This window comes from Amycolatopsis sp. cmx-4-54 (assembly GCF_046548895.1).
Taxonomy (GTDB): domain Bacteria; phylum Actinomycetota; class Actinomycetes; order Mycobacteriales; family Pseudonocardiaceae; genus Amycolatopsis.
On sequence record NZ_JAEBEJ010000003.1, the window covers coordinates 366,884 to 392,759 of the forward strand.

At 68.7% G+C, this 25,876-nt stretch carries 26 protein-coding genes; 10 read left to right on the forward strand and 16 right to left on the reverse strand.

Annotation, left to right across the window (positions count from 1 at the left end; all coding sequences use genetic code 11):
* Positions 1–14 precede the first annotated feature (14 nt).
* From ACLJQ7_RS12005 to ACLJQ7_RS12035, 7 genes are all read right to left on the reverse strand, one after another.
* Positions 15–635 carry a response regulator gene (locus tag ACLJQ7_RS12005; protein ID WP_410648259.1) on the reverse strand — a complete coding sequence of 207 codons (621 nt, stop codon included), beginning with the start codon at positions 633–635 and terminating at the stop codon, positions 15–17.
* Positions 632–1,786: a sensor histidine kinase gene (locus tag ACLJQ7_RS12010; protein WP_410648260.1), complete on the reverse strand. Its 1,155-nt coding sequence runs from the start codon at positions 1,784–1,786 to the stop codon at positions 632–634. The genes ACLJQ7_RS12005 and ACLJQ7_RS12010 overlap by 4 nt, the downstream gene beginning before the upstream one ends.
* Entirely contained in the window at positions 1,783–2,595 is an 813-nt protein-coding gene (locus tag ACLJQ7_RS12015; RefSeq protein WP_410648261.1) for an ABC transporter permease, read from the reverse strand. Before ACLJQ7_RS12015 ends, ACLJQ7_RS12010 begins: the two co-directional genes overlap by 4 nt.
* Positions 2,592–3,431, reverse strand: coding sequence for an ABC transporter ATP-binding protein (locus ACLJQ7_RS12020; RefSeq protein ID WP_410648262.1), 840 nt, complete (start codon positions 3,429–3,431; stop codon positions 2,592–2,594). Before ACLJQ7_RS12020 ends, ACLJQ7_RS12015 begins: the two co-directional genes overlap by 4 nt.
* Positions 3,432–3,515: 84 nt before the next feature.
* Positions 3,516–4,445 carry a nucleotidyl transferase AbiEii/AbiGii toxin family protein gene (locus tag ACLJQ7_RS12025; RefSeq protein WP_410648263.1) on the reverse strand — a complete coding sequence of 310 codons (930 nt, stop codon included), beginning with the start codon at positions 4,443–4,445 and terminating at the stop codon, positions 3,516–3,518.
* 73 nt (positions 4,446–4,518) lie between these two features.
* On the reverse strand, positions 4,519–5,211 hold the full coding sequence (locus ACLJQ7_RS12030) for a type IV toxin-antitoxin system AbiEi family antitoxin domain-containing protein (RefSeq protein WP_410648264.1): 693 nt from the start codon (positions 5,209–5,211) through the stop codon (positions 4,519–4,521).
* Between the two features lie 26 nt (positions 5,212–5,237).
* Complete coding sequence (locus ACLJQ7_RS12035; RefSeq protein WP_410648265.1) at positions 5,238–5,825, reverse strand: TetR/AcrR family transcriptional regulator; 588 nt, start codon at positions 5,823–5,825, stop codon at positions 5,238–5,240.
* Between the two features lie 222 nt (positions 5,826–6,047).
* Between ACLJQ7_RS12035 and ACLJQ7_RS12040 the strand changes: the two genes are divergently transcribed.
* Genes ACLJQ7_RS12040 through ACLJQ7_RS12050 form a run of 3 tightly spaced genes read left to right on the forward strand, consistent with a single transcriptional unit; the run spans position 6,048 to position 9,883 of the window.
* Positions 6,048–7,547 carry an MFS transporter gene (locus ACLJQ7_RS12040; RefSeq protein ID WP_410648266.1) on the forward strand — a complete coding sequence of 500 codons (1,500 nt, stop codon included), beginning with the start codon at positions 6,048–6,050 and terminating at the stop codon, positions 7,545–7,547.
* Between the two features lie 36 nt (positions 7,548–7,583).
* Complete coding sequence (locus ACLJQ7_RS12045; protein WP_410648572.1) at positions 7,584–9,275, forward strand: SDR family oxidoreductase; 1,692 nt, start codon at positions 7,584–7,586, stop codon at positions 9,273–9,275.
* Between the two features lie 17 nt (positions 9,276–9,292).
* The gene (locus ACLJQ7_RS12050) at positions 9,293–9,883 is read left to right on the forward strand and encodes a TetR/AcrR family transcriptional regulator (RefSeq protein WP_410648573.1); all 591 of its coding nucleotides are present in this window, start codon (positions 9,293–9,295) and stop codon (positions 9,881–9,883) included.
* A gap of 51 nt (positions 9,884–9,934) precedes the next feature.
* Here ACLJQ7_RS12050 and ACLJQ7_RS12055 read toward each other — a convergent pair whose 3' ends face one another.
* Positions 9,935–11,083: a citrate synthase 2 gene (locus ACLJQ7_RS12055; protein WP_410648268.1), complete on the reverse strand. Its 1,149-nt coding sequence runs from the start codon at positions 11,081–11,083 to the stop codon at positions 9,935–9,937.
* A gap of 292 nt (positions 11,084–11,375) precedes the next feature.
* Here ACLJQ7_RS12055 and ACLJQ7_RS12060 point away from each other — a divergent pair, with 292 nt between their 5' ends.
* The 5 genes from ACLJQ7_RS12060 to ACLJQ7_RS12080 are packed head-to-tail and all read left to right on the forward strand — an operon-like array spanning position 11,376 to position 15,777.
* Entirely contained in the window at positions 11,376–11,984 is a 609-nt protein-coding gene (locus ACLJQ7_RS12060; protein WP_410648269.1) for an urease subunit gamma, read from the forward strand.
* The gene (locus ACLJQ7_RS12065) at positions 11,984–13,705 is read left to right on the forward strand and encodes an urease subunit alpha (protein ID WP_410648270.1); all 1,722 of its coding nucleotides are present in this window, start codon (positions 11,984–11,986) and stop codon (positions 13,703–13,705) included. The genes ACLJQ7_RS12060 and ACLJQ7_RS12065 overlap by 1 nt, the downstream gene beginning before the upstream one ends.
* On the forward strand, positions 13,705–14,379 hold the full coding sequence (locus tag ACLJQ7_RS12070) for an urease accessory protein UreF (RefSeq protein WP_410648271.1): 675 nt from the start codon (positions 13,705–13,707) through the stop codon (positions 14,377–14,379). Before ACLJQ7_RS12065 ends, ACLJQ7_RS12070 begins: the two co-directional genes overlap by 1 nt.
* Positions 14,369–15,076: an urease accessory protein UreG gene (gene ureG, locus ACLJQ7_RS12075; RefSeq protein WP_410648272.1), complete on the forward strand. Its 708-nt coding sequence runs from the start codon at positions 14,369–14,371 to the stop codon at positions 15,074–15,076. Before ACLJQ7_RS12070 ends, ureG begins: the two co-directional genes overlap by 11 nt.
* Positions 15,073–15,777, forward strand: a complete 705-nt coding sequence (locus ACLJQ7_RS12080) for an urease accessory protein UreD (protein WP_410648273.1) — start codon at positions 15,073–15,075, stop codon at positions 15,775–15,777. The genes ureG and ACLJQ7_RS12080 overlap by 4 nt, the downstream gene beginning before the upstream one ends.
* 334 nt (positions 15,778–16,111) lie before the next feature.
* On the opposite strand, the gene ACLJQ7_RS12085 is transcribed toward ACLJQ7_RS12080, so the two are convergent.
* Positions 16,112–17,212 (reverse strand): lipase family protein, encoded by a 1,101-nt coding sequence (locus ACLJQ7_RS12085; RefSeq protein ID WP_410648274.1) that lies wholly within the window; start codon positions 17,210–17,212, stop codon positions 16,112–16,114.
* A 91-nt stretch (positions 17,213–17,303) separates the two neighbouring features.
* Here ACLJQ7_RS12085 and ACLJQ7_RS12090 point away from each other — a divergent pair, with 91 nt between their 5' ends.
* Complete coding sequence (locus tag ACLJQ7_RS12090) at positions 17,304–17,924, forward strand: TetR/AcrR family transcriptional regulator (protein WP_410648275.1); 621 nt, start codon at positions 17,304–17,306, stop codon at positions 17,922–17,924.
* A gap of 68 nt (positions 17,925–17,992) precedes the next feature.
* Here the strand turns inward: ACLJQ7_RS12090 and ACLJQ7_RS12095 are convergent, their stop codons facing one another.
* Genes ACLJQ7_RS12095 through ACLJQ7_RS12125 form a run of 7 tightly spaced genes read right to left on the reverse strand, consistent with a single transcriptional unit; the run spans position 17,993 to position 24,768 of the window.
* The gene (locus ACLJQ7_RS12095) at positions 17,993–18,586 is read right to left on the reverse strand and encodes a GTP-binding protein (RefSeq protein WP_410648276.1); all 594 of its coding nucleotides are present in this window, start codon (positions 18,584–18,586) and stop codon (positions 17,993–17,995) included.
* Complete coding sequence (locus ACLJQ7_RS12100; RefSeq protein WP_034308529.1) at positions 18,564–18,944, reverse strand: DUF742 domain-containing protein; 381 nt, start codon at positions 18,942–18,944, stop codon at positions 18,564–18,566. Before ACLJQ7_RS12100 ends, ACLJQ7_RS12095 begins: the two co-directional genes overlap by 23 nt.
* 20 nt (positions 18,945–18,964) lie before the next feature.
* Positions 18,965–19,390: a roadblock/LC7 domain-containing protein gene (locus ACLJQ7_RS12105; RefSeq protein ID WP_005156032.1), complete on the reverse strand. Its 426-nt coding sequence runs from the start codon at positions 19,388–19,390 to the stop codon at positions 18,965–18,967.
* Complete coding sequence (locus tag ACLJQ7_RS12110) at positions 19,387–22,026, reverse strand: nitrate- and nitrite sensing domain-containing protein (protein ID WP_410648574.1); 2,640 nt, start codon at positions 22,024–22,026, stop codon at positions 19,387–19,389. The genes ACLJQ7_RS12105 and ACLJQ7_RS12110 overlap by 4 nt, the downstream gene beginning before the upstream one ends.
* A gap of 2 nt (positions 22,027–22,028) precedes the next feature.
* Complete coding sequence (locus ACLJQ7_RS12115) at positions 22,029–22,817, reverse strand: ABC transporter ATP-binding protein (RefSeq protein WP_410648277.1); 789 nt, start codon at positions 22,815–22,817, stop codon at positions 22,029–22,031.
* Positions 22,814–23,767, reverse strand: a complete 954-nt coding sequence (locus ACLJQ7_RS12120; protein WP_410648278.1) for an ABC transporter permease — start codon at positions 23,765–23,767, stop codon at positions 22,814–22,816. The genes ACLJQ7_RS12115 and ACLJQ7_RS12120 overlap by 4 nt, the downstream gene beginning before the upstream one ends.
* Positions 23,764–24,768: an ABC transporter substrate-binding protein gene (locus ACLJQ7_RS12125; protein ID WP_410648279.1), complete on the reverse strand. Its 1,005-nt coding sequence runs from the start codon at positions 24,766–24,768 to the stop codon at positions 23,764–23,766. The genes ACLJQ7_RS12120 and ACLJQ7_RS12125 overlap by 4 nt, the downstream gene beginning before the upstream one ends.
* Before the next feature lie 378 nt (positions 24,769–25,146).
* Between ACLJQ7_RS12125 and ACLJQ7_RS12130 the strand changes: the two genes are divergently transcribed.
* Positions 25,147–25,518, forward strand: coding sequence for a hypothetical protein (locus ACLJQ7_RS12130; protein ID WP_410648280.1), 372 nt, complete (start codon positions 25,147–25,149; stop codon positions 25,516–25,518).
* The last annotated feature ends 358 nt before the right edge of the window (positions 25,519–25,876 follow it).

Here is a 25,876-nt window from a genome sequence, read left to right on the forward strand (position 1 = left end):
GGGACGCATTCTGCCTACCCGAGCAGGCCCAGTCGCATAGCGGTGGTCACAGCGGCCGTGCGGTCCGAAACGTCCAGTTTGCCGAACGTGCGCAGCAGATGGGTCTTGACGGTCGCCTCGCTGATGTGGAGCGCCCGGCCGATGTCGGCGTTCGTGCTTCCCCGTGCCACCAGCCGGAGTACTTCGATCTCGCGCGCCGACAACGGCGATGTCGTCGGGTTGCGCACGCGGTTCACGAGTTTCCCGGCCACCGAAGGCGCCAACACCGTTTCGCCGCGTGACGCCGCACGGATCGCACCGGCGAGCTCCGCGCGCGAAGCGTCCTTCAGCAGGTAGCCGGAGGCGCCCGCTTCGACCGCGCGCAGGATGTCCGCGTCCGTCTCGTAGGTGGTGAGCACGACGACCCGTTGACCAGGTCGGTCGGCGAGGATCTTCCGCGTCGCGCCGACGCCGTCGAGACCGGGCATCCGCAGGTCCATCAGGATCACGTCCGGCTGCTTGACCCGGCTCAGCGCGACGGCCTCGTCGCCGGAGCCCGCTTCCCCGATGACGCTCAGGTCCGGCTCGGCCTCCAGCATGCCGCGCAGGCCCTCCCGCACCACGGGGTGATCGTCGACCAGCATGATCGTGATCACGCGGGCACCTCCAGTTCCAGCGTCGTCCCCGCACCGGGTTCGCTCTTGAGTGTCACGATGCCACCGACCTGATCGGTGCGCGTCCGCATCCCCGCCAGGCCGAAGCCGCCGGTGGGCGCGGCGGGGTCGAATCCCCTGCCGTCGTCGGTCACGGCGAGGCGGACTTGTCCGTCCACAACGGACAGACGCAGTGAGACCGCGCTGGCGCGGGAATGCTTGCGGATATTGCTCAGCGCCTCCTGCGCTCCTCGCAGCAGGACGACTTCGGTGGCCATCGGGAGCGCGGGCAGCGGGCCGTCGACGTCGACCGACGCTTCGATACCGGTCTCCTCGGTCAGCCGTTCCACCTGACGGCGCAACGCTTCCTCCAGCGAGGCGGCGGCGAGCGCCGTCGGCCCCTGTGCCGCGACCATCGCCCGCGCCTCCGCCAGGTTCTCCCGCGCCGTCCGGGCGGCGAGCTCCAGGTGACGGCGGGCCGCCTTCGGATCGGTGTCCATTTCGGACTCGATCGCCTGGGTGAGCGTGACGATACTGGTGAAGCCCTGCGCGAGCGTGTCGTGGATCTCGCGGGCCATGCGCTCGCGTTCGGCGGCCGTCCCCGCCTCCCGCGAGAGCCGGGAAACCTCCGCCTGACTGGCTTTCAGCTGGTCGATCAACGCGGCCCTGCTCTTGCTCTGCTGGATGATCTGGGTGGTGTAGCGGCCGGCGAGGAGGCTGAAGATGATCAGGATCGCGGTCATCGGCAGCAGGACCGGCTGTTCGTCGAGGCCGCCCCGCACGAGCAGGGAAGCCGGGGTCGACAGCACCGCCGCCGTGGTGAGGATCGACGCGGCCTTCGTCGGCATCGTCATGTACAGCACGGGGCAGACCAGGAAGAGGACGAAGCTCGAGTTGCCCGAGGCGAACACGGCCCCCAGCGTGAAGAGCATCATCACGCCGGCGAACAACCACGGCGTGTGGTCGTAATCCGGACCTTTGATGAGGCGGCGTCCTCGGACCAGGTAGGTCACGCCGAGCCCGGCCAGGCACAGGAGCGCGATCGTCTTGCCCGTCGTCGTCCCGTCTTCGAGGAGTACCAAGGCCGTCGTCGCGACGAAGGTGACCCCGAACAGGACTTCCCAGAGCCAGTAGAACCGCTCCCAGGCGTTCACCTGCCCTCGTTCGACCAGCGGAACGTCAGCTTCGCCAGCAGCAGTCCCGCGGCGCACCACGTCGTCAGCACCAGTGCCACCATCGGAAGTTCCCATGTCCCCGCCATTTCCTGGGTCGCGGCTTCGGCCGGCAGGAACACCGAGCGAAAGCCCTGGCAGATCCACTTCACCGGGAAGAACGAAGCGATGTCGACCATAACCTTCGGCAGAGCGGTGATCGGCGTCACGAACACCCCGGAGACGAACTGCAGCGCGATGTAGATCAGGTTGGTCACCGCGACCGCGCCGCTGACCGTCCTGGTGACGGAGCCGAGCGCGATACCCAGCAACGTGCAGCTGGTGATGCCGAGGAGGAAGACCCACAGCGCGGTCAGCAGTTTCGCCGGGTCGGTGGGCAGGTCCAGATCGAACAGCAGGCTGCCCACGATCGACATCAGCACCACCTGCGCGATGCTGGTGAAGCCGACCAGGATGATCTTGCCGACGAAGTAGGACGCCGCGGGCATCGGCGTGCCGCGCAGCCTTTTCAACGCGCCGAGCTCGCGATCGGACGCGAGGTTGATCCCGATGCTGGTGAAGGACGTCGAGACGATGCCGGAGCCGATCATGCCCGCGGCCAGCACCTGACCGGTGGTGATCGCCACGCCGGGCATCGACGAGTTCAGCATCGAGCCGAGCAGGATCATCAGCAGCGACGGGAACGCGAAGGTGAAGATCACCTGCTCCCGGATGCGGAAGAACTGTTTGATCTCCGCGGCGCCCCGGACGAGGCCGAGCGAGAAGGTGCCCGGAAGGGCCACCGTGCTCATCGGGCTTCTCCGATCAGGTCGAGGTAGGTCTCTTCGAGGGTGGGGCGGTGGACGGTCAGCTCCGACGGCTCGCGGCCGTCGGCGGAGAGCTCGCGGATCAGCTTGGCCGGGAAATGGGTGCGCTCCTGGTGACTGCCACGCTCATCGGCCCAGCGAACGGTGGCTTCCGCGGTGGCGCGGCCGCCGAGCGTCTGCGGCGTCCCTTCGGCGACGATCTCCCCGCGAGTGATGACCGCGACGCGGTCGGCCAGCGCCTCGGCCTCGTCGAGATAATGGGTGGTGAGCAGGATCGTGGTGCCTTCGCGAGCGAGACTCCTGATCAGCTCCCAGAACTGGCGCCGGGCCGCCGGATCGAACCCGGTCGTGGGCTCGTCGAGGAACACCAGCTCGGGCCGCCCGATGATCCCGAGCGCGACGTCCACCCGACGCCGTTGCCCGCCGGAAAGGCTCTTGACGCGGGCACCCGCCTTCTCTGTCAGGCCGACCTGCTCGATCACTTCGTCGGTGTCACGGGGATCCGGGTAGTAGCGGGAGAAATGCCGGACCGTCTCGGCGACGGTGAGCTCGGCGGCGTCGTTGGCCGTCTGCAACACGATCCCGAGCCGCGCCCGCCAAGCCCGGCCCGCCGTGCCGGGATCCTCGCCGAGCACGTCGACCTCGCCTTCGGTCCGTTCGCGGTGGCCCTCCAGGATCTCGACCGTCGTCGTCTTGCCCGCCCCGTTGGGGCCGAGCAGCGCGAATACCTCGCCCTGCTCGATGTCGAGATCGATCCCCCCGACGGCCGTGTGGCCCGGGTACTCCTTGCGCAGACCGCGCACTCTCACTGCCGTTCTCATACCCCGATCGTGCTGTGCGGGAGCTGGGTCGCGGGACGTCCGCTGGACTGAACCCGGGTGTCCACCGATCGATGGACACCGGCGTCATCCCCAGGTTCGTTCTCCGGGGATCCACCGCCCTGTCGGGGGAGTCGCCCGCAGAAGCGGGGTGACGAAGGCGTCCGCGAGGTCACGCACACCTTCGAGTGTCCGGAATTCGGCGGGCAGGGCGCGGACGCCTTGGGCGGCTTTGCGATAGCCGCCCTTCCAAGAACGAGGATCGGGGGCCTCGAACCTGGCGGGTGGAACCACCGTCATCCCGCGTCTCCGGCGGCGGGCGATCTCGTCGTGCAGGATCTCGTGGGTCTCCCTGCCCGGCAGGGGCGACTTCAGCGCGAACAGGGCGAGGTCGACGAGATCCTTGTAGCGGCTCGACGGATGGCCGCCGATGCGATGACGCTCGTATATCGCGCAGATCTTCTCGGCGACGTGGTCTTCGATCGGGAACATCCGGGCTTCCGGCCAAGGGGTGCAATCACTGGCGAACGGAGGCGCGAGCGGCTCGGTGGTGATGAGTCCGCGTGGCGGGTGCTCGGAGGCGACGACGTCTACGCGGACCCGGTGATCGAGCGGGGCGTTTTCGAACATCGCCATGAACGACACCTTGCGGGTCGGGCGTTCGACATGCGTTTGGTCGGAGGTGCCGAGGTGGGAGAACCAGAGGTGATCGTCGAGACGCAGCGCGGCCGCCGTTTTGAGCGCGCCGACCGCGACGTCGGTCGTGTCCTCCGCGGAGAGCAGGTCGATGTCGGTCGAGTAGCGCGCCGAGGGCCAACGGACGAGCAGGGCTTGGCCGCCTTTCAGCACCCGGTTCGCGGCGTCGTCGCCATGGAAGACCCGGGCGATCAGACGTCGATGGAAACGCAACTGCAGTAGTTCGCCGGCGGAAGCGCCAGTCCGTTCCGCACTGTTCTTCGCTCTGCTCTTCTGGGAATCGAGATAACCGCGCGGTGTTCTCGGGCGCTGCGAGGGCATTCCTCCATCGTCGTGCGACCGTACGAACTCGATGGAGAAGGTGTCGCGGTCTCGATTTGCCGCCACGCAAGGTCTAGGGCCGCGGCGGAGCCGGACGTTGGGCGAGATGTGCGATCGAGCCGCCGATCTCGGCGAGTAGCCGATCGAGCAACGCTTCGCCGTCTCCGGGGCGACGGACGCCATAACGCAAGGCATAGGGGCCGATGCGCTCTGCCAAGACATCTAGGCGAATGAAGCCTGCCTCCACCGCCTCTTGAATGATCGTGGCGATATGGCTGCCATCCGTGTGCTGATCCAGCAGATCGAGGATGGTGCGCGATGCCGTGGTCACGGGAAGTCCGTCGATCGTCGTCACGTCGTCTTCGAGGAGTCCGGCGATCCTGAAGCGCACGTCGCGATCTCGGCTGGTACGACGGCGTGGGGTGGTCAGGACTATCCGATCGTCGACGAGTTCGCCGAGCCCGTGCAACCGGGCGGCCGACTCGTGGGAGATCACCCCGCCGTTCGGATCGAGTGAAGTCCGTTTCCACGCGGGCTCGGCGGGGTCGAGCATCAGCCAGGCCGCCTGCTCCTCGCGGGCTTCGGTCACCACGGCGATCGTGGCCGCGTAGACACCGTGACGGACACGATCGAGGTGGCCGGCTTTCTCCAAGCGATGCAGCGTGACGCCGTCGACCCCGGCGCCCTTGGCTTGCCGAGACGTGACCATGCCCCACTGAGCGCTGGTGAACGCACTGAGCAGTCGCAGAGCATCGGCCGTCCTCATGCAGCGAAGTTTACCTTTAGATGTAACTAATGCTGCTTCAGGAGCGTGCGGACGGAGGTTTCGAGGGAAGGGAGGAGGGTGGCCGGGTCGGCGGAGGTGAGCATCCGGTTCGCGAAGCCGTCGGTCAGGGCGAGGACGGCGTCGGCCAAGTCGGAGGCCGCGAGGTCGTCGCGGACGTGGCCGGCGGTCTGCGCTTCCGAGAGGTACTGGGTCGTGATCTCCGCGAGTTCGTCGTAGCCGGTGCGGATGAACTCGGCCCACGACGGCCGGACGGCGGCGCGGGCGGTGAAGGCGTTGATGACGATGACCTCCGCGCGGCGCTGTTCGTCGAGGGGCATCGCCTCGACCAGCAAACGCAGCAGAAGGTCGAGCAGGTTGCCGGACTGATCGAGGGTCTTCCAGCGCTGTTCGAGGAACTCGCTCGTCATGTCGAGGGCGAAGCGGAACAGGTCTTCCTTGGTGGAGAAGTACTTCTGTACCGCGCCCGCGGACACCCCGGCTTCGACGGCGACCGAGCGCACACTGACGGCCTCGACGCCTTCGCGCGCGACGATGCGCAGGAGGGCGCCGGCGATCTCGCGGCGGCGTTCGGCGCGGTCCACGATCTTCGGCACGGACGCATCCTCCTCTTCGTCGGCTGATTCGCCCTTCGTGACCCGAGTCGGGCGTTGCGAAAGCCACTTTCGCAACCTTCAACGTTGCGAAAGTGGCGTTCGCAACACGCCGCCGGGGGGTCGGCCGCAAGTAGTCGACTAAACGCGGGGCGGTCGACGGGGGACTTCTTGCCGGACCGACCCTCTTTAGAATACAGTCGTATCTGAACAGGGGGTACCGGGGTGGACGAAGTAGCGCAGAAACGAAGGGCGGAGGAGAACCAGCTCGCCGCCGCGCTGACCAAAGGTCCGGCGGAGGTTCTCGATTTCCTCCTGCCGTTGTGGGTGGGGAGTCAGCTCGGCGCGTCGGCCGCCGAGGTCGGGGCGCTGACGGCGCTGGAGACGCTGGTGTCGTTCGTGGTCCGGCCGATCGCGGGTGCGCTCGCGGACCGGTTCGACCGGGGCCGGATCGCGGCCACTGGAGCGGTCCTCTATGGACTGTCCTTTGTGGTCTACGCGGTGAAGCCGGGCATCGGGGTCGCCTATCTGGCCGCGGTTCTCGGCGGCGCGGGCGGCGCGCTGTTCTGGGTCGCGTTGCGGGCCCGCGTGGGGGAAGGGCTCGCGAGGGACGACGGCGCGTTCAGCAAGTTGTTCGCGGCCGAGGGTGGCGGGACGTGGATCGCCTTCGTGGTCGCACTGAGCGCCATCGCCTGGATCGACTACCGGGGTGTGTTCTGGCTCGGCGCGGCGGCCTGCGCGGTGGCCGCGGTGGTCCTGCTGAACGCGAAGTCCACGCCCATCCGCGAAGAAGGCGCGCCGCGGCTTCTGCAACTGGGAAAGCGGATGCGCCCGATGCTCGCGCTCGTCGCGTTGACCGCGATGGCCGAGGCCGGGGTCGCCCTGTTGCTCCTGATGCATCTGCAACGCGGGCATCAGCTACAGCTCGGTGAGATCGCCGCGGTGTTCATCCCCGGCTTCATCGTGTACAGCCTGCTGCCCGACTACCTGCACGGCTTCGTCAGCAAGGTCGGCCGGACGCGGGTGCTCGCGCTGGCGATGGTGGCGAGCGCGATCTTCGCCGCCGGGTTGTCGTTCGCGCCGAGTCCGGCGGTGCTCGCGGTCATGAGGGTGCTGTCCGCGGCGGCGTTCGCGGCGGCCATCCCGGTGGAACAGGCGGTGGTCGCCGAGGCGGCCGGGCTCAGTCTCGGTCGGGCGATGGGGATCTACGAGAGCGCGACGCTACTGGGAGCGACGATCGGCACCTTCGTGGCGGGTCAGCTCTACGGCTCGGACGCCGGCTGGCGTGTCGCGTGCTTCGGCGCGGCGGCGCTTTTGCTCGTCGGATCATTCGTGGTTCGTGGCGCCGTACGGCGTGTCGGAGTTGCGGAGTTTCCCGTGGAACCACGAAAAACGGTGTCACAAAAGGAAAGTCCGGTCACCCGCACGGTCGTGGAGAGTTCGCAAGCGGCCGAATCGGTGACGCGGGAGCCGAACAAGCGCGCGAACCCGCTTCTGAACTGGGCGATCCATGTCGCGGTGTACGTCCTCGCGCAGGCAGCGCTGGCGCTCGCCGGCTACAGCTGGCCCGTCGAAGCGTTCTTCGGCGGCCCTCACCCCGCCGAGTGGTATTGGAACTCCAGCGGTCACTGGCTGTTGAACATCGGCCGGATCTGGACCTTCGTCCTCGTGATCGACACGGTGTGGACTCTTGGCCGGGCGGTGCGGAAAAAGCGGCCTTATTGACAAGTTGTCTAACATGACAGCATGTCTCATAAGTGGGTGACGGCCGGCGACGGTGTCCGCCTTTCGGTCCGGGTGACCGGCGTCGACGACGCGCCCACGGTGGTGCTCGTCCACGGCTACCCGGACAACGGGTCCATGTGGGACGGCATCGCCGCCCTGCTGGAACGCCGCTACCGGGTGGTCGTGTACGACGTCCGCGGCGCGGGCCGTTCGGACAAGCCGTCGGGACGCGCGTCCTACAAACTGGACCAGCTGTCCGATGACCTGGCCGCGGTCGTCGACGAGGTCCAGCCCGAGGGCAAGGTCCACCTGCTCGCGCACGATTGGGGCTCCATCCAGACCTGGCATTCGGTCACCGGGGACAGGCTGCGCGGACGGCTCGCGTCGTTCACGTCGATCTCCGGTCCGAGCCTCGACCACGCCGGCGCGTGGTTCCGCGCGCAGGTGCGCCCGAGCCCGAAACGGCTCAAGAACGCGCTCGTCCAGTGGGCGCATTCGACCTACATCCTCGGCTTCCAGATCCCGCTGGTCCCGCAGGTGCTCTGGCGCACCGGTGCGATGGGCGCGCTCATCGGCCGGATGGACCCGGCGGCCGCGGCGCCGTCCACTTCGGACGGTCTGTACGGACTCAACCTCTACCGCGCAAACATGTTCACCCGCCTGTCCCGGCCGCGGCCGCACCAAGCCGAGATCCCGGTGCAGGTGCTCGCGCCCACCGGCGACAAGTTCGTCACCACACCGCTGCAGACCGAGATCGAGCGCTGGGCGCCGGATCTCCGGGTCCGCCGGATCGTCGGCACGCACTGGGTGGTCCGTGAGAAACCCCAGGTGATCGCCGACGCCACCGCCGAGCTGATCGACCACGTCGAAGGCGGTGAGGAGAGCCGTGCGCTCAAACGGGCCAGGACGAAAGGCTTCGCGCACAAGCTCGTCGTGGTCACCGGCGCCGGCAGCGGGATCGGCCGCGCGACCGCGCTCGCGTTCGCGGACAAGGGCGCCGACCTGATCATCACCGACATCAACGGCTCCGCCGCGGCGGATACCGCGAAACTCCTGCGGGACAAGGGCGTCACCGTCGGCGAGTACACAGTGGACTCTTCCGACGCCGAGGCGGTCGAGAAGTTCGCCCAGCAGGTCAAGGCCGAGTTCGGTGTCCCGGACATCGTCGTGAACAACGCGGGGATCGGGCTGTCCGGCCCCTTCCTCGACACGACGGTCAAGGACTGGGAACGCCTCATCGACGTGAACCTGTGGGGCGTCATCCACGGCTGCCGCGTCTTCGCCGAGCAGATGCGCGAGCGAGCCGAAGGCGGCCAGATCGTCAACGTCGCCTCGGCCGCCGCTTATCTGCCGTCGAAGATCCTTTCCGCCTACGCCACCACGAAATCGGCCGTGCTGACGTTGAGCGTGTGCCTGCGGGCCGAACTCGCCGCCGAGAACATCGGGGTCACCGCGATCTGTCCCGGCATCGTGAACACGAACATCACCAGCACCACCCGCTTCGTCGGCGTCGACGACGTCGAGCAGAAGCGGCGCCAGAAGTCGAGCAGCAAGCTGTACGCGAAACGCGGTTTCGGCCCGGAGAAGGTCGCCCGCGACATCCTGCGCGCGGTCGAGAAGGACAAGGCGATCCAGCCGTCGACGCCGGAAGCCAAGGCCGCGCTCGTCCTCTCCCGGCTCACCCCCGGACTGCTGCGGGCCGCGGCGAAACTGGACGTCACCCCGTGACCCGACGCCCTCGCCGGATGTCGCCGGAAGCGCGCCGCGAGGACCTGATCCGCGCCGCGCTGGACCTGTTCGGCTCGCGCGCGCCCGAACTCGTCACGGTCGACGACATCATCGCCCGCGCCGAGGTTTCGCGGCCGCTGTTCTACCGGTACTTCTCCAGCCTGCGGGAACTGCAGGTCGAAGCGCTGAAAACGGTCACCGAAGGGCTCATCGACGGCCTGGCCGGACTCGAGGAAGGCCCGCCCGAAACCCGGCTGCGGGCCGCCGTCCGCGGGCTGATCGACGTCGCCGATCACTACCGGGCGGGCTATGTCGCGCTGTTGCGCAGCGGCTCGGTGATCGCGACTTCGGAGACGGACGCGGCGATCGACGAGGTCCGCAACCGCGCCGTCGAGCTCATCCTCGACGCGCTGAGAGTGTCGGAGCCCTCGCCTATGCTCCTGCTGACCTTGCGCTGCTGGACCGCGGTGGTGGAGGGCTCGCTGCTGAGCTGGCTGCAGGAGCGGGCCGTGCCGCGCGAGGTGCTCGACGGGTGGCTGGTCGATCAGCTCACGGCCATGCTGTCGGCGACGGCGCGGCACGATTCTTCGGTCCCGCAGATGCTATGAAAGGTCCTTTCCTTGCAAATTTTGCAAGGAAAGGACCTTTCATAGCGCGTGTCAGGACTGCTTCGCGACCAGGTCCCAGCCTTCGACGTCTTCCGGCTTACGCGGCTCCGGCCCGACGTACTTGGCCGACGGCCGCACGAGGCGCCCGGTCTTCTTCTGCTCCAGGATGTGCGCGGCCCAGCCGGCGGTGCGCGCCGAGCTGAACATCGCGGGCATCATGTGCGGCGGCACCTGGGCGAAGTCCAGGATCACGGCCGCCCAGAACTCGACGTTGGTCTCGATCGGGTGGTCCGGACGCCGCTCGCGCAGCTCCTTCAGCGCCACCTGCTCCAGTTCCGCGGCGGCTTCGTAGCGCGACGCGCCGAGCTCCTGGCAGGTGCGGCGCAGTACGCGCGCCCGCGGGTCCTCCGCGCGGTACACGCGGTGCCCGAAGCCCATCATCCGTTCCTTGCGGTCCAGGATGCCCTTGACCAGGCCGACCGCGTCGCCGGTCTTCTCGACCTCTTCGATCATCGGCAGCACCCGCGCCGGCGCGCCGCCGTGCAGCGGGCCGGACATGGCGCCGATCGCGCCGGACAGCGCCGCGGCGACGTCGGCACCGGTCGAGGCGATGACCCGGGCGGTGAAGGTGGAGGCGTTGAGGCCGTGTTCGGCGGCCGAGACCCAGTAGGCGTCGATGGCCTTGACATGGGCCGGGTCGGGCTCGCCGCGCCAGCGGACCATGAAGCGTTCGGTGATCGACTTCGCCTCGTCGACCCGGGTCTGCGGGACGGCGGGCTGCCCGATGCCGCGGGCGGACTGCGCGACGTACGAAAGCGCCATCACCGAGGCGCGGGCCAGCTGGTCGCGCGCTTCGTCGTCGGTGATGTCGAGCAGCGGCCGGTAACCCCAGATGGGGGCGAGCATGGCCAGCGCGGCCTGGACGTCGACGCGGACGTCGCCGGTGTGCACCGGCAGCGGGAACGGCTCGGCGGGCGGCAGCCCGTGGCCGAAGCGGCTGTCGACGAGAAGACCCCAGACGTCACCGAAGGTCACCTTGCCGGCGAGGTCCTCGATGTCGACACCGCGATAGCGCAGCGCGCCACCGTCCCGGTCGGGCTCGGCGATTTCGGTCTTGAAGGCGACCACACCTTCGAGACCCGGTCGGAAACCGTCGTCGACCTGGTCGGACGGCTTGGTGCTGATCGTGGAGGCACTCACTGTGGTGAAACCTTTCGATGCGCATTCCCCGGCTTTGTGTTTCATGCGTGGACGGGATGCACGCAGCAAAGGCGCGCCTCATCGCACGGATGGACAAACTTTGCTCCACGGCGCGGCGCGGGGCAATCGAAAGATGTGGTGCTTTCGGTCACGATTACGAGAACGATTCAGTGAAAACGCCACTCGTACGCGAAGAGTTACGGTGTCGTTCACTTTGCGTGTACCGGACGCCGACGTAAATCCTGTGTTTCGAGAACCGGCGGCGGGCGGTTTCCGGTGATAGACCTTTCCCATGCACCTGAGCCCCCAGGAGCGGGACAAACTGCTCGTCCACGTCGCGGCGGACGTGGCGCGCAAACGCCTGGAACGCGGGGTCCTGCTGAATTACCCGGAAGCGGTCGCGCTGATCACCGACCACGTCCTCGAGGGCGCCCGCGACGGCCGGACGGTGAGCGAACTCGTCGCGAGCGGACGTTCGGTGCTCTCGCGGGCGCAGGTGCTGGACGGAGTGCCGGAGATGGTCGATTCGGTACAGGTCGAAGCCACTTTCCCGGACGGCACGAAGCTCGTCACCGTGCACGACCCGATCGTCTGGGGAGGGCCGCGAGTGCGACCAGGGGAGATCATCACCGGCGACGGGCCGGTCGAGCTGAACCCGGGCAGGCCTCGGGTCCGGCTGCTCGTGCGGAACCTCGGCGACCGGCCCGTCCAGGTCGGATCGCACTACCATTTCGCGGCGGTGAATCCGGGACTCGAATTCGATCGCGACGCCGCGCGAGGACATCGGCTCGACGTGCCGTCGGGGACTTCGGTGCGGTTCGAACCGGGCGTCGAGCGCGAAGTCGACCTCGTCCCGCTGGCCGGGAACCGCGCGGTGCCCGGATTGCGGCGGGAGTCCTGATGTCGTCGATCGATCGGGAGCGGTACGCCGAACTGTTCGGCCCGACGACCGGCGACCGGATCCGCCTCGCGGACACCGATTTGCTGATCGAAGTCACCGAAGACCACAGCATGGGCCCGTCCGGCAGCGGCGACGAAGTGTTGTTCGGCGGCGGCAAGGTCATCCGCGAGTCGATGGGCCAGGGGATGGCGACCCGGGCCGAAGGCGCGCCGGATCTGATCATCACCGGCGCCGTGATCCTGGACCACTGGGGCATCGTCAAGGCCGACGTCGGCGTCCGCGACGGCCGGATCGCCGGCATCGGCAAGGCGGGCAACCCGGACACGATGGACGGCGTCGACCCCGCGCTGGTCGTCGGCCCGTCCACGGAAGTACTGTCCGGCAACGGGAAGATCCTCACCGCGGGCGGGATCGACTGCCACGTCCACTTCATCTGCCCGCAGCTGACCGACACCGCTCTGGCGTCGGGGGTCACCACGCTCGTCGGCGGCGGGACCGGCCCGGTCGAAGGCAGCAAGGCCACCACCGTCACCCCCGGCGCGTGGAACCTCAGCCGGATGCTGCAGGCGATGGACGGTCAGCCGGTCAACGTCCTGTTGCTGGGCAAGGGAAACACCGTCCGGCACGAAGCGCTGCGGGAACAGCTCGTCGCCGGCGCGGGCGGGTTCAAACTCCACGAGGACTGGGGCAGCACGCCGGCCGCGATCGACGCGTGCCTGACCGTGGCCGACGAATCCGGGGTCCAGGTGGCGATCCACACCGACACCCTGAACGAAGCGGGCTTCCTGGAGTCCACTGTGGACGCCATCCGCGGCCGCTCGATCAACGCGTACCACACCGAAGGTGCGGGCGGCGGGCACGCGCCGGACATCATCGGAGTCGCCGGGCTGCCCAACATCCTGCCGTCGTCGACGAACCCCACCCGTCCGCACACCGCGAACACCCTCGACGAGCACCTCGACATGCTCGTCGTCTGCCACCACCTGAACCCATCGGTACCCGAGGACCTGGCGTTCGCCGAAAGCCGGATCCGGCCGACGACCATCGCGGCCGAGGACGTCCTGCACGATCTCGGCGCGATCTCCATGATGAGCTCGGATTCGCAGGCGATGGGCCGCATCGGCGAGGTGATCATCCGGGCCTGGCAGACCGCGCACGTGATGAAACGGCGGCGCGGTGCCCTGCCCGGCGACGGTGCGGCCGACAACCTGCGGGCTCGTCGCTATGTCGCCAAATACACGATCAACCCCGCGATCGCGCACGGCATGGAGCGCGAGATCGGCTCGGTGGAGGTCGGGAAACTCGCGGATCTCGTGCTGTGGGAGCCGAAGTTCTTCGGGGTCCGGCCGCATGTGGTGCTCAAGGGCGGCTTCCCGGCGTGGGCGGCGATGGGTGACGCGAACGCGTCCATCCCGACGCCGCAGCCGGTGCTCGCGCGGCCGATGTTCGGCGCGGTCCCGGTGGTCGCCGCCGCGAGCAGCTTCCATTTCGTGGCACCGGAAGCACTCGAAAGCGGGGTGGCGGAGCGCTTCGGCATCACGCGGAAGCTCGTGCCGATCTCGAACACGCGCTCGCGGGGCAAGGCCGACATGGTGCTGAACGACGCGACGCCGGACATCCGGGTGGATCCGGACAGCTTCGCGGTGCACGTCGACGGAGATCTGATCGAGCCGCGGCCGGTGACCGAACTGCCCATGGCGCAAAGGTATTTCTTGTTCTGATGGATCTTTCAGCGATCATCCTCGCCGACTCCCGGTTCCCCGGGGGCGGGCACGTCCATTCCGGCGGGCTTGAAGAGGCCGTCACCCGGAAGCTGATCACGCATGAGCGCGACCTTCCGGGATTCCTCGCCGGGCGCTTGCGCACGGCCGGCTCGCTGGTCGCGGTGTTCGCGGCCGCGTCGGCGCACGCCGCCGCGCGGAATGTCCAGAGTGGACACTGGCGGCGGCTCGACGTCGAACTCGACGCCAGGACGCCGTCGCTCGCCCAGCGCGAGGCGTCCCGCGCACAAGGTCGCGGGACGGCCAGGGCGGGCAAGGCGGCATGGCCGTCGCCGGTGCTTTCCCAGCTGTTGAAGGAAACCCCGCGACCTCATCATCCGGTGGTCGCCGGTGCGCTGATCGGAGTGCCCTTCGACGCGGCGATGGCGGTGGCGTACCTCGCGATCAGCGGACCCGCGAGCGCGGCCGTGCGGCTGCTCGGTCTCGACCCGTTCGCCGTCAACGCGGTCGTGGCCCGGCTCGCGAAAGAGGTCCGGGAGGTTTCCCTGCGCGCGGCCGAGGTCGCGGGCGACGATCCGGCCGATCTCCCGGCGCCGGGTTCTCCGGCGCTCGATCTGTTCGCCGAGGCACACGCCCGGCATCACCAGGAAGAGGTGCGTCTCTTTGCCAGCTGAACATGGTCACGGTCATGGGCACGTCCACCCGGTCAACTTCGACCCGGCCGCCGCGGAACCCGACCACTTCGAGCAGGCGCCGACCGCGGGGCGCGCCTACCGGATCGGGATCGGCGGGCCGGTGGGGAGCGGGAAGACCGCGCTCACCGCGGCGCTGTGCCGGGCGCTCGGCGACGAGGTGAACCTCGCCGTCGTCACCAACGACATCTACACCACCGAAGACGCCGACTTCCTGCGCAAGGCGGGAGTGCTCGACCCGGAACGGATCGAGGCCGTGCAGACCGGCGCGTGCCCGCACACCGCGATCCGGGACGACATCACCGCGAACCTCGACGCCGTCGAACGGCTGGAGGAGCGCTTCCCAGGACTGGATCTGGTGATCATCGAAAGCGGCGGGGACAACCTCACCGCGGTGTTCAGCCGGGGACTCGCGGACAGCCAGGTCTTCGTGGTCGACGTCGCCGGTGGTGACAAGGTGCCGCGCAAGGGCGGGCCGGGCGTCACGACGGCGGATCTATTGGTGATCAACAAGATCGACATCGCGCATCTGGTCGGCGCGGACATGGCCGTGATGACCTCGGACGCGCACCGGATGCGGGGTGAGCTGCCGGTGATCACCCAGTCCCTTGTGGACACTCCGAACGCGCCGGCGGTGGCGGACTGGGTCCGCTCGCTGCTCCCGGTCCGCGCGGGGTGAAGGCACACGCGCGGCTGACCGCCTGCTTCGAGGGCGGCCGGACCGTACTGCGTGAGCTGCGCTCGATGGCGCCGCTCACGCTCCTTCCCAAACGGGGCACCGGTGCGACGGCGGTGGTGCGCCTGGTCAACTCGGCGACGTCGCCCCTGGGCGGTGACGAGCTGAAGCTGACCATCCGCGTCGGCGCCGGGGCTTCGCTGCGGCTTTCCGGGGTCGCGGCGACGATCGCGTTGCCAGGTCTGCACGGCGAGGGAAGTTCGTCCCTTGTGGACGTTGTCGTGGAGGACGGCGGTTCGCTGGAGTATCTGCCGGAGCCGACCGTGGTGACCGCTCGCGCTCGGCACGCCGCCGTGTTCAAAGCGTCCCTGGCGGCCGACGCGTACCTGCACACGCGGGAGGTGTTGGTCCTGGGGCGTGCGGGTGAGCGACCCGGGTCCTTGGTGACGACACAGCAGGTGACACGAGGACAGATCCCGGTGTTGCGGCAGACGCTGGAGATCGGAGATTCCACTTTGGACCTCAGTCTCGCGCATCTGGCGGGACGGCGGGTGCTGGCGACCGACCTCGTCGTGGGCGGCCCTTCACTGCCTGCCGCCTCGGGTGAGTGGTGGTCCCGCACGTCCCTGGCGGCCGGTGGGATACTCACGACGTCGCTGGCTCACGATGCCGTGACCGCGCTCCGGATGTTCGAGACCGCGTAGCGCCGGTCGCGACTGGACGACACGCGTGATCAGACGGACGACACGCGTGACTGGACGGACGACACGCGGGTGAGATCCGGCCTCGGTCGTGTCGTCCGTCCAATCACGTGTGTCGTCCCTTTAATCACATGTGTCGTCCGTCTGATCACGGGCGATGTCCGTTCAGGCAGCGTGCCGCCGGTCCGCTAGCGTTGCTAGTAGAGCTAGCGGTACTAAAGGTCCCTTGCTTCGCACCGGAGGGGCCGGTGGGCTCGTGTGACGGCGGAAAGCGTTGCGAAAGCCACTTTCGCAACCTTCAAGGTTGCGAAAGTGGCTTTCGCGTCACTCTCGCCCGTCAGAACTTGGTGCCCAGCCAGGCCATCGCGACCGGACCGCCCGCCGAGACGCCGCCGATGTGCTCCAGCAGCGGGAACTCCTGCCAGGTGACGTCGGCGCCGAGGGCGCGGTAGCGGTCGAGCAGGCCCTTGCCGACCGAAAGCGGGATCAGTTCGTCCAGCGACGCGTGGTACAGGAAGACCGGCGCGCCGGGTTTGGTCTTGCCCGCCAGGTTCTCGCCGAGCCGGGCCTGCCAGCGCGGGTCCGACGAAACGTTCGGCACGGTCGTGAAGTCGTTGAGCCGCGCGAAAGGCGCCGCGGCGCCGAGTTCGACGGTGCACGCTTCCTTGACCTTCGCGACGATCCTCTCGCCCTTCGCGTTGAGCACCTCGTTGAACGGCAGTTCCGGGTAAGCGGTCGCGTAACCGACGGCGGCACCGAGTACGAGGCCGAACGCCGGCCCACCGTCGTTGAACTTCAGGACCGCGTTCAGATCCGCCGGGACCCCACCTTCCGCGACGCCGACCAGGTTGACGTCGGGTGCGTAGGACGGCTGGAGCTCACCGGCGAAGGCCGCGGCCTGGCCTCCTTGCGAGTAACCGAAAACGCCGACCGGTCCGGTCTTCGACAGGCCCGCTTCGGGGACCCGCGACGCGGCGCGTGCGGCGTCGAGGACGGCCCGGCCTTCGGACTGGCCGACGGCGTAGGTGTGCGTGCCGGGGGTGCCGAGGCCCTCGTAGTCGGTCACGACGACCGCCCAGCCACGCGAAAGCGCTTGGCTCATCAGGAGGACTTCGTTCTCGGACCCGTTCGTCAGCCGGGCCGACGGCGCGCAGCGGTCGCCGAGGCCGTGGGTGCCGACGGCGTAGCTGACCAGCGGGCGGGCGCCCTTCGTCCACGGCGTGTGCGGGACCAGCAGGATGCCCGACACCGTGTTCGGCTGTCCCGTCGCCGAGGTGGAGCGGTAGTGGAGTTTCCAGGCCTTCGCCGGGGCGGTGGCGACGACCGATTTGTAGTCGACCAGGTCCCCGGGCGCGCTCGGCGCGGCTTGCGCGGCCGGCGCGCCGATCAGGGTGGCTACCAGGGCTGAGACCAGAACTGTCCGAAGCGCCAGGCGCATTACAGCCTCCAGTTTGGTAATCGAGATTTTCGCAATGTAGGCGGTGTTGCTAGCATCTGGCAATCCCTGTTACCGAATCGGGGGAGGTCGAGTGGCCCGCACCTACGGCGGGGTCGCGCCCGAGCAGCGGCGCGCCGAGCGGCGTGAACGCCTGCTCTCGGCTGCCTTGGACCTGTTCACCTCGACGGGTTACCGGCAGGCGAAGATCACCGAGTTGTGCACCCGTGCCGGCGTCTCGACGCGGAACTTCTACGAGGAGTTCGAGAGCAAGGAGAAGGTGCTGCTGACCCTGCACGAGCGCATCAACGCGCTCGCGCTGGAGCACGTCACCGGCACCCTGGAGCGGCTGGAGGACGCCGACGCGGTCACCCGGATCGGGACGCTGCTGGACGTCTTCGTCGGCACGGTGACGTCGGATCCCCGGATGCCGCGGCTGAACTACGTCGAGGCCGTCGGCGTCAGCGCCGCTTTGGAGGCACAGCACCAGGAATGGGTCGACCGGTGGGCCGCGTTCATCGAAACCGAGGCCCGGCACGCCGCCGCGCACGGGGTGGCGCCGGATCGCGACTACCGCCTGACGGCGATCGCGCTCGTCGGCGCGGCGACCGGTCTGCTGCGCGAGTGGCAGGCGCACACCCCGCCGCTTCCGGTCGCCGACGTCGCCGCCGAACTCCGGGCCCTGATGCTGGCCGCCATCACCCGGCCCTCCTGACCCCCGCGTTTCGTCCTCTGAACGCGGTCCTTGCGCGCGCAAGTACCGCATTCAGAGGACGAAACGCGTCAGGAGACGGTGGAGGCCCGCCGGAATGTGTTGTGCAGTACGGCCAGTAGCGCGTCTCGGACCGAGAGGCGCTGCCGTGCGTCGAAGGTGATCAGCGGGACGTCCTCGCCCACGGCGAGGGCCCAGCGCACGTCTTCGAGGTCGTGCTTGAGCGAGCCGTCGAAGACGTTCACCCCGACCACGAACGGCAATCCGGCCTTCTCGAAGTAGTCGACGGCCGGATAGCAGTCGTCGAGCCGCCGGGTGTCGACGATGACGAGCGCGCCGAGGGCGCCCAGCACCAGGTCGTGCCACATGAACCCGAATCGGTCCTGTCCCGGCGTGCCGAAGAGGTACAGCTTCACCTCTTCGTCGATGGTGATGCAGCCGAAGTCCAGCGCCACCGTGGTCGTGGTCTTGGACGGCACGTTCTCGCCGGTGCCGTCGACGGCCGCGCCGGTCGAGGTCATGGCGGCCTCGGTGGTCAGCGGTTTGATCTCCGAGATCGCGCCGACGGTGGTCGTCTTGCCGACGCCGAACCCGCCCGCGATGACGATCTTGACCGGTGTCGGCGGCTTGGCAGGCGCCGGTTCAGCGAATTGCTTCGAGTCCACGAATGACCCTTTCGATCATGCCGAGGTCCTGGGTGAAGGCACCGGCCGGGCGACGGAGCACGACGTAGCCGAGTGCGGCGAGATCCGCCACGAGCACCCTGGCCACGCCGATGTGCAGGCCGAGCATCGCCGCCACTTCGGCGACGGATTTCGTTTCCCGGCAAAGGGAAACGATCTCCCGTCGTTCGAAGGTCAGCCTCGCGTGCGACGCCGCGCCGAGCCTGCTCGTGAGTACTTGAGCCTCGATTTCGAGCGTGCCGTCCACCGGCTGCGCGCGGCCGGCGGTGAGCAGATACGGGCGTAGCGGCGAGATGCCCTGTTCGGCGCCCCGCGGCTGAGGTACCTGGTCGTCGCTCATTCCCTTGTCCCCTCGTCAGTTCAGCTGCCGACGCTCTTCTTGAGTTCCTCGATCAGCGCGGGGGTGAGCACCTCGGTCGCGCGGTTGGCGAACATCGCCATCTCGTAGGCGATCGTGCCGAGGCTGGCCTGCTTGGTGGCGAGCACGCCGAGCGAGCACCCGATGCTGATCGTGCAGACCAGCAGGTAGCCCTGCTCCAGCTCGATGATGATCTTGTCGGGCGAACCGAGCGGGTGGCTCTCGGAGACACCGTGCGCGAGGCCGAGCATCGCCGAGCAGATCGCGGCCAGCCGGTCGGCGTTGGCCCTCTCCAGCTCGGACGACATCGCGATCAGCAGGCCGTCCGCCGAGACGGCGATCGCACCCATCGCACTCGCCGTGTTCTGCGCGAAGCGCGTCACCAACCAGTTGAAATTCCGGGCTTCGACGCTGACTCCGGTCGTCATCTCTTGCTCTTCTCTCTCTGTTCCATCTCCGGGTTGACGGCTTTCTCCAACCCGTCACTGAAGGCGTCGAACGCGGCACGCTCGGCCTCGGGGTCACGCATGCCCTTGGGCTTGGTGGTGTTCAGCGCCGCCCGCGCGGTCTGGTGCCGCGCGGCCGGACCTTTGGCGAGCCCCGGCGCCAGCTGCGCGCCGGGGACCCTTCTGGTGAGACCGCCGCGCGAGGCGGCGGGCACCGGTGTCGGGGTCGGCATCGACACCGGCGCTGCGGCTGCTGCCGGCGGTGCGGTGGCCTTCGCGAGCCCGGCCTCGAAGCCGTCGAAGGCCGCCTTGGCCGCTTCTGGATCATGCCTGGACTTCTGCCGCGACGGTGCTTCGGGGGCTCCGGGAAGCTGCGCGCCCTTGACTCGCCGCCGCAGCCCGCCGCGGGTCTCGCCGGAATCGGCGGCGGTGAGCGTCGGCGCGGGTGCCTGGTACACCGGCGCCGGTTCGGGCACCGGCGCCGGCAGCGGTACCGGAGCCGGCGCGGGTTCCGGGAACTCCCCGTCGGTCTTGCGGAACCACCGGAAGTCCTTGGGACGCATGCCGTCGCGCGGGATCATCCCGGCGATCGCCAGCGTCGGCGGCTCGTGTCCGGTCGCGTTCGCCCGCGGCGCGGGCAGGGACGGCGGCTCGGGCTCGTCGCTCGGTTCCGCCGTCGGCCACACCGGCGGCGCGGGGACGGACTTCGGCACGGGCTGCCGATACGTCAGCAGGTTCGGCGGGACGGTGAGCCGCGCGGTGATCCCCGCTCCCGGCTCGGTCTCGGTCAGTTCGACCTTGAGCCCGTGCCGCCGCGCGAGCCGTCCGACCACGAACAGCCCGAGCACACTGGTCGGCGCCAGTTCGAGCCGCTCGCGTTCGACCAGCCGCCGGTTCTCCTCGGCGAGCCGTTCCGCGGTCATGCCGATGCCCTGGTCCACGATCACGATCAGGCAGGAGCCGTCGGGCAGGATCTTCGTCCCGACGTCCACAAAGGACTCCGGCGGGGAGAACGACGTCGCGTTCTCCAGCAGCTCCGCGAAGATCAGCACCAGATCGGAGCCGAACGGCGACGACAGCAGGACGTCGCCCATCGAGCCGAGCCGGACCCGCTGGTAGTCCTCGATCTCCGCGAGCGCCGAACGCAGCGCGGTCGACAGCTCGATCGGGCCGGAAATCCGCGCCTCGTCGCGGTTTCCCGACACGACGAGGAGGTTGTCCGCGTTCCGGCGCAGGCGGGTGGAGAGGTGGTCGAGCCGGTAGAGGCTGGCCAGCAGGGCGACGTCCTGCTCGTTGCGCTCCAGTTCGTCGACCAGTGCCAGCTGCCTGCCCACCAGGTTCTGCGTGCGCTTCGCGACGTTGGCGAACATGAGGCCGACGTTGCGCCGCGTGACGGCCTGCCGTTCCACCAGTTCGGCCGCGGTGGCCTGCACCCGGTTGAACGCTTCGGCCAGCTTGCCGAGTTCGTCCTGTGAGGACACGTCGATGGTGGCGAGCCGCGGCGCGAGTTCTTCGGCCTGCTCGGTGTCGGTGACGCGGACCAGTTCGGTACTCGCGAGGTCCGCGACCGACGTCGCCGCCGTGGTCAGCTTCCGCAGCGGATCCGCGATCGACCGGCTGACCGCGATCGCGAGACCACCGACCAGCAGGAACAGCACACCGGCGCCGATACCGATCGTCCACGCCAGGTTCTGCGCGGCGTCGGCTCGCGCGGTCGCGGCGTCGGTGATCCCGGTGGTGACCGCGTCCTGGGCGAGGCGTCGCTGGTTCGACTGGGCGTCGACGGCACCGAGGATGTCCGGCAACAGGCTCTGCACGGCCTGCGGGCCACGGGCCTCCGCGATCCTGGCTTCCAGCGCGTCGACCCGGCGGCCCGTGTCGCCCTCCTCGACCGCGACGACCTGCGTGGCTTGGGTGACGTCGGCCTGCTGCACGAACCGTTCGAGGAACAGCGACGACTGCTGCTTGGCGTCGGCCAGCACCGGCGCGCCCGATTCGGGGGTGACCAGCACGATGATCAACGCCACCCCGCGCAACGAGTTCTCCTCGTTCGCGCGCAGCAGCGCGTCGAGCGCGGTCAGCTGCTGGGTGCCCGCGGCGTCACTGGTCTGCTGCGGGACCAGGCGAAGCGAGTTGATGACGGCGTCGATCACCGCGTGATACGTCCGCGCCACGCTGTCGAGCGAGGCGCCGCGCCGGAGCGCGTTCTCCCGGATCTCGTTCAGCGAACCGATGCGCACCAGCGCCGCCGCGAGTTCCTCCGGCGCGTCGGCGCTCAGCTGCGAACGCACCTGGTTCACCGTGTCCGCGACGACGCTCTGCTGCTTCAGCATCGCCGAACTGCTCGCCGACGAAGACGCGATGTAGTGCGCCGTCAGCAGCCGTTCCCGCTGCAGTTCCCAGGCCAGCGTGCCGAGCGCTCGGGCCTGCGACGCGACGTCGGCGGTGGTGCGCGCGGACCGGGCGTCGTCGATCTCCCCGGCGACGTAGGGCACCGACACCAGGACCACGGCGGTCAGCGGCAGCATCAGGAGCAGGTTGAGCTTGCCCCGGATACCGAGTCTGCCGAGCAATCCGGACCGCGACCCGCGTTCCGGCCGGGACTTCCCGTGCCTCATGGTCACCTTTCTCCCCGGCTCCGCCCGAGGTGTCCGCGGTGCTGCTCCCGGACGAGGTCTTCGATGGACGCGCGCAGCGCGACGAACTCCGGCGCGCGTTTGACCGCGAGCTCGCGTTCCGCGGGCAGGTCGACCACGATGTCGGCGGCCACCCGGCCCGGATCCGAGGCCAGCACCACGACGCGACGGCCGAGGAACACGGCCTCTTCGACGTCGTGGGTCACCATCAGCACGGTGGTGTGCGTGTCGGTCCAGATCCGGCGGATCAGGACCTGCATGTCCTCTTTGGTCTGGACGTCCAGCGCGCCGAAAGGCTCGTCCAGCAGCAGCACGTCGGGCTCGCACGCCAGCGCCCGCGCGATCGCGACCCGCTGCTTTTGCCCGCCGGAAAGCTGTTTGGGCAACGACTTCCGCAGGTGGCCGAGGCCGGTCTCGCCGAGATACCAGTCGATCCGGCGCGCCCGTTCGGCCTTGTCGAGGCTCAGCAGTTCGAGTCCGAACGCGACATTGCTCTCGACCGTGCGCCACGGGTACAGCGCGCCGTGCTGGAACACCAGCCCGCGATCCGGGCCAGGCCCGGTGACGGCGTCGCCGTCGAGGGTGATCAGGCCTTCGGTCGGCTCGGTCAGCCCCGCGATCAGCGACAGCAGGGTCGACTTGCCGGACCCGCTCGCGCCGACCACGCAGACGAAGTCGCCGCGCGTGATGTCGAGGTCGATCCCGTCGAGCGCGCGAGTGGTCTCGCCGCGGACCGTGTAGTCCTTGGCGACGGCCTTGAGCTGAAGCGTCATGCCGCCCACTTCCCGACCCGGGCCCGCAGGAGCCGCAAAGCGATGTCGATGACCAGCCCGAGCAGGCCGATCACGATCAGCAGCGCGAAGATCCGGTCGGTCTGGGTGAACCGCTGCGCCCGCATGATCCGCAGGCCGAGGCCGGCGGTGGCGTTGATCAGTTCGGCGACCACCACGAAGTTCCACGCGGCCGCGGCGTTGACGCGGGTCGCGTCGATCATGCCGGGCAGCGCGTGCGGGACGATCACCTTGCGCAGGACCTCGCCGCGCCGCGCGCCGAGCGTGTACGACACGTCGAGCAGGGAACGCGGCACCCCGCGGACGGCGTCGGCGATCATCAGCGTGTTGAAGAAGACCGTGCCGAGGAACAGGACCGCGACCTTCGACGGTTCGCCGAGACCGAGCCAGATCATCAGCAGCGGGATGAACGCGCTCGCCGGCAGATAGCGCAGCATCGCGATGACCGGCTCGAACAGTGCCAGCCCCGCGTCGAACGTCCCCATCACGATGCCGAGCGGCACCGAGACGAGGATCGCGAGCCCGAAGCCGAGCAGCACGCGCTGGGTGGTGGCCCAGAGGTCGCTGAACAGTTCGCCCGACTCGATCATCTTCAGGAGCGCGTCGAACACCGCGACCGGCGTCGGGAGGAACATCGGCTTGATCGTGCCCAGCGCGTTCAGCGTCACCCAGATCAGGAGCGGGATGACGAACGAGGCCACCGCCAGCGTCCACCGCCAGCGCGCGGGGATCGGCGTCCGGAGCGAGAGCAGCGGTGAGGCGTTCGGCTTGAGGCCCGCCCGGCGGGGCAGCGGTGACCAGTCCGGTCGCGTGCCGCGCCGCTCCTCCTGCGCCTCGGCGAGCCGCTGTTCGTCTTCGAGGCGATGCGCTTCGGCCTCGTCGGCGGTGTCCGTCCGCTGAGCGGCGCGCCCCGACGCGTCCGTGGCGCTCACTTCACCGCCTTGACGTACTGGTCGTCGAACAGCCCGTCGAAGTTCGGCCTGCTCTGGGCGAGGCCGTTGGAGACGATGAATTCGGCGATCCTCCCGGCCTGGAAGTTCAGGTGGGCGGGGGTGACGCCGGGGGTGAACGCGTCGAGGTTCTGCTGCTTGGTGAAGATCGTGGTGCCCGCGTCGTAGCTGTTGTACTCCTCGACCGACACCGCACCGCGTTTGGCCATGATCCGCACGGCCTCGTCCCGGTTCTGCTTGATCCACCCGACGGTCTCGAACCAGGTGTTCACCAGCGCCTGGACCTCCTTCTTGCGCTCCTTCGACATCTGCTCGGAGACGACAAGGTGGTCGGGGATGGCGCCGGGGAACTCGGCGGACGTCGCGATCGCGCGGCTGCCGGGACGCTCGAGCGCCTTCGTGGTGAAGGGCGCGAAGGCGGCGACGGCGTCGACCTGCTCGCCGACGAACGCGGCCGCGGCGGCGTCGGTCAGCAGCGGGACCAGCTCGACGTCCTTCTCGGTCAGCTTCGCCTCCTGCAGCGCGAGCAGCAGCAGGTAGTGGTCGACAGTGCCCTGCTCGACGGCGATCTTCTTGCCCTTGAGGTCGGCGACGCCGGTGATGCCCTGGCGCGCGATGATCTTGTCGTTACCGGTCGAGTTGTCGTTGACCAGCACGACCGACAGCTTCGCGCCACCGCTGACCGAGGCGAGGGTGTCGTTCAGGGTCTGGCTGTTCGCGTCGATCGCGCCGGAGGACAGGGCGTTGATGCTCTCGGTGTAGCTGTCGAACCACTTCAGGTCGACGTTCACGCCGTTCTTCTCGAACAAGCCCTTCTCCTGGGCGACCGCCCACGGGAACCAGCCCGGCCAGGCGCTGTAACCGATGGTGACCTTGCTGCCGGAGGCGGCCGTGCTGTCGGAACAAGCCGAAAGGGCGGTCACGCCTACCAGCGAAAGGGCGCACAACAACGCCGTCATGAGACGGCGGGAACGGGAAATCACAACGCACTCCTGGGGAAGGGGAGTAACTCGGGCGTGGAAAGTTCCGGCTGTTCGAGCGCAGGACTGATCGACCGGTGTCGAACTCCCTCGCGGAAGCCCGGCCGGTAATGGCGATGGCGCGGCCGCACACCCGGCCGTCCCATCAAAACCTCTGAACACTCTGGATAGAGGTGATCACCCCGTTGCTCTCGGCGGCGATCCTATCGAGTGGCGCAAGGTCTACCTAGTGTGATCGTCGGCTCTTGCCCGATTCGCTGTCACATTCTGCTAAATCCGGCCGTTCGCCCCCAAGGGCGAACTCTCGTCCGGTGGGCAACCCGGTGCCTGGCGCCGTACGTCCATCGGGTGGCGGGTGGAAATTTCCGGAGGGAGCAGAGGATGAAATTTCGTGCGGCCGCGTCGTGCGTCGCGGGGGTGGCGATCTTGTCCACTTTGGCCGGCGCGGGGCAGGCGAACGCGACCAGACCGTCCAGTCTGGTCGTGAACCCGAAGGCCGTCGTCGCAGGTGGGACGGTCACCGCGGACATCTACTGCCTGCGCCCGTCGGGGGCGGGCGAGCTCGCGACGACGCTCGTCGCGGACGGACTCGGCGCGCCGATTCCCTTGCGGGTGGTGGGAGACGGCGGCACCGGCGGCATCGGTGTCGCGTTGCGCGGCGACGGTCCGGTCGGGACGGTGCCGGGGCGGTACCCGGCGTCGTACGACTGCTGGGGCTGGATCGTCCGGGCGGAGTTCACTGTCACGAACTGACAGCACGGCAGAGGGCGCGAAGGCCGGTTTCGGGACGCGAATTGCCGGCCTTCGCGCCGTCGTCTGGCACATCTCCCGGAGATGTGCCGAGGGCGGTAATTTCTGTCAATCGACAGAATTGACCGGGGCGGGCGCCGGCGTCGCCGCGAATGCCGGAAGAATTGTTCGCGGAGTCCCGAAATATCGACGAAACAAAAGCGGATGGCGCGGCGTCAATTCCTTGCCGACCCGGCCTGTGCAGGCGGTTTATCCTCCTTTGTGAAGCCGGGCGTGATTTCGCGGGCGGACGGAACGACCGACGATCGACCTTGATCGATCAGGTCCCGTCAGGTAACGGGGAGGTGACGGCTTGCGGTCC